Source organism: Acinetobacter sp. ANC_7682, from assembly GCF_056779795.1.
Genome location: NZ_JBWYIQ010000062.1, coordinates 1 through 3,075, shown reverse-complemented (window position 1 = coordinate 3,075; position 3,075 = coordinate 1). Strand labels below are relative to the sequence as shown.

Below are 3,075 nucleotides of genomic sequence, written 5' to 3'. Positions count from 1 at the left end.
GGAATTAGGTCGACCACTTACCCAAGTTACGCCTTAAATTTGGCTCAATTAGGGGCGCTTTGCATTTCAAATCTTTGTGCAACAAAGCCCTTTTGAAATGAATTGCATTGTACATCAGTCCCCAGGCTTATGGCGTCATCCGCTCGATCGCTCTACAGAATATAAAGATTTGGAATATTGGACTGATTTAGCAAAAATATTAGAAAAAGGTATTTTTGACGGTATTTTTCTTGCAGATGTTTTGGGTATTTATGATGTGTATCATCAATCGGCTCAACATGCTTTAAATGGTGCTGTTCAAGTTCCTGTGAATGATCCAATTCAGATTGTTCCAGCAATGGCAGCAGTCACCCAACATTTAGGCTTTGGTGTAACCACCTCTATTTCATTCGAACATCCTTATCCCTTCGCACGACGTATGAGCACATTGGATCATCTCACCAAAGGTCGTGCGGGTTGGAATATTGTGACTTCATATTTAGAAAGCGGATCTAAAAACTTAGGTTTAAAAACCCAAGTGAGTCACGACAATCGTTATGATATTGCAGATGAGTATCTGGAAGTTTTATATAAACTTTGGGAAGGTTCTTGGGAAAATGATGCGGTACGACGTGACAAAGCCGCTGGTATTTTTGCGGATCACACCAAAGTTCATCCAATCCAACATGAAGGTAAATATTTTAGCGTGCCAGGTATTCATATCTGTGAACCTTCTCCGCAACGCACACCTGTTTTATACCAAGCAGGTGCATCAAAGCGTGGACAAAAATTTGCCAGTCAAAATGCAGAATGCGTATTTATATCTGCACCAACGAAAGTTGCTGTAAAAAAGTTAGCACAAGGAATTCGCCATAATCTTATCGAAGAAGGTAAAGATCCAAACGCTGTTTTAATCTATACGATGCTTGCGATTGTGGTCGATGAAACTGATGAAAAAGCACAGGCTAAATTTGCAGAGTATCAATCTTACGGTAGTTATGATGGTGGATTAACACTCGCTTCAGGGTGGTCTGGTGTAGATTTTTCACAATTCAAAGCTACAGACCAGGTTGAATATATTCATACCAATGCCATTCAGTCTATGTTGCAATCTTACGTAGAAGCAGATCCAGATAAAGTTTGGACCATTGAAGAAATTGCAAAATGGACCAGTGTAGGTGGAAACGGCCCCGTGATTGTCGGCTCACCAAGCACAGTAGCCGATCGTCTTCAAGAATGGGTGGATGAAACTGGCATTGATGGATTCAATTTGGCTTATATTTTGGCACATCAATCTTTTGAAGACGTGGTCGAATACGTCGTTCCTGAGTTACAACGTCGCGGTGTTTACCCTACAGAATATACCAAGGGGACACTGAGAGAAAAGTTGTTTGGTCATGGACCATTACTTCCAGATGATCATCGTGGTGCTCAATACCGTAAGTCATCAACGAATGGGTTGCACACTTCAACCCAAACCGCAACACTTGAATCTGTGTAGATCAATTTAAATTCTCTATATGTAAAAAAGCGCTTTTCGGGGCTTTTTTTAATGCTGATGTTCTAGTTCATGGTGATATGCATCATCTTCTATCTGCAAGGTCATTTCAGTAATATGGTGATCATGACTTAACATTTCAAAAGCTTGTTGATGTAAACGTTTAGGATCGACATTCGGTGCAACCAAATGAACTGTGAGCATGACTTTTTTTGATGTGATCGCCCAAACTTTTAATTGGTGAATGTCCTTAACTCCTTCAAGCGATAATAAATCTGTACGGAGCTTTTCAATATCAATCTCATCAGGCACACCTTCAAGTAGGATATTTACACTTTGCTTGGCGAGAATCCAAGCACGTGGTAAGACCCAAAATCCGATCAGGACTGCGATAATCGTGTCAATAAGTACCCAGCCTGTAAAATAAATAATCACAGCACCGATGATCACACCTACAGAACCAAGTGCATCACTTAATACTTCTAGATATGCACCTTTGACATTGAGGCTATCTTTACTACTCGAAAAAAGAATCTTCATCGAAATTAAATTAATGATTAAGCCAATGACGGCGACTATCATCATTCCAACACTCTGAATTTCAGGAGGATTACTTAATCGATGAATCGCTTCTATCAAAATATAAATTGCAACGATAAATAACATCACCGCATTAAATAGAGCTGCCAAAATTTCAAATCGCTGGTAACCAAAAGTTCGCTTATTGTCTGCAGGCTTTTGACCAATCTTAATTGCAACCAACGCGATGGCTAGAGCAGCAGCATCAGTAAACATATGTGCAGCATCTGACAGCAAAGCTAAACTTTGAGTAATAAATGCAGCAACAACTTCAATAATTAAAAATGTCGTGGTTAAGGCTAAAGCAAAAGTTAGTTTCTTTGCGTTGTCTTTACTGACTTCCACATGACTGTGATCATGATTATGCGAACTACCCATTTTATACTCCTCATCAGAAGCCTCACTTAAAATAAAGTGAGGCTTCTGATTCATATACATAATGTTATTGTTTAATTTATTGTTCTGCTTTTGCTTGATTCATCCACCTATACAATACAGGTAAAAGTAGTAGCGTCAGTATGGTGGATGAAATAATTCCACCGATAACCACTGTCGCAAGCGGTCGCTGTACTTCAGCACCCGTACCCGTAGCAAGCGCCATTGGAACAAATCCTAAAGACGCCACAAAAGCAGTCATCAGCACAGGACGTAATCGCAACATTGCACCTTGCCAAATGGCATCTTTTAAACTGTATTCACTTCTTAGCTCCTTAATAAAGGTCAACATAACCAGTCCATTCAGAACAGCGACACCTGATAAAGCGATAAAACCAATACCCGCAGACATTGAGATGGGAATATCACGTAACCATAAAAATAAGACTCCCCCCGTGAGAGCAAAGGGTACGCCCGTGAATACCAATAAACTTTCTCTTATATTTTTGAATACAGCCATCAGCAGGATAAAAATCGTAATCAAAGCCAATGGAAGGGTGTAATTCAGGTATTACCGGCAAGATATTACATTTAATGGTCAGAGGAAGCGGTGTAAGAGATATTGCTGAAGTCGAGCGTATCAG

At 39.9% G+C, this 3,075-nt stretch carries 2 protein-coding genes and 2 pseudogenes; 2 read left to right on the top strand and 2 right to left on the bottom strand.

Annotated elements, in window-relative coordinates:
• The first annotated feature begins 97 nt into the window (after window positions 1–97).
• Complete coding sequence (locus tag AC1M9D_RS13885; protein WP_481612424.1) at window positions 98–1,480, top strand: LLM class flavin-dependent oxidoreductase; 1,383 nt, start codon at window positions 98–100, stop codon at window positions 1,478–1,480.
• A gap of 48 nt (window positions 1,481–1,528) precedes the next feature.
• Here the strand turns inward: AC1M9D_RS13885 and AC1M9D_RS13880 are convergent, their stop codons facing one another.
• Window positions 1,529–2,434: a cation diffusion facilitator family transporter gene (locus AC1M9D_RS13880; RefSeq protein ID WP_092766410.1), complete on the bottom strand. Its 906-nt coding sequence runs from the start codon at window positions 2,432–2,434 to the stop codon at window positions 1,529–1,531.
• 76 nt (window positions 2,435–2,510) lie between these two features.
• Window positions 2,511–2,984: pseudogene (locus tag AC1M9D_RS13875) on the bottom strand (efflux RND transporter permease subunit); the annotation flags it as partial.
• Between the two features lie 2 nt (window positions 2,985–2,986).
• Between AC1M9D_RS13875 and AC1M9D_RS13870 the strand changes: the two are divergent.
• Window positions 2,987–3,075 (top strand): annotated as a pseudogene (locus AC1M9D_RS13870) (IS1 family transposase); the annotation flags it as partial.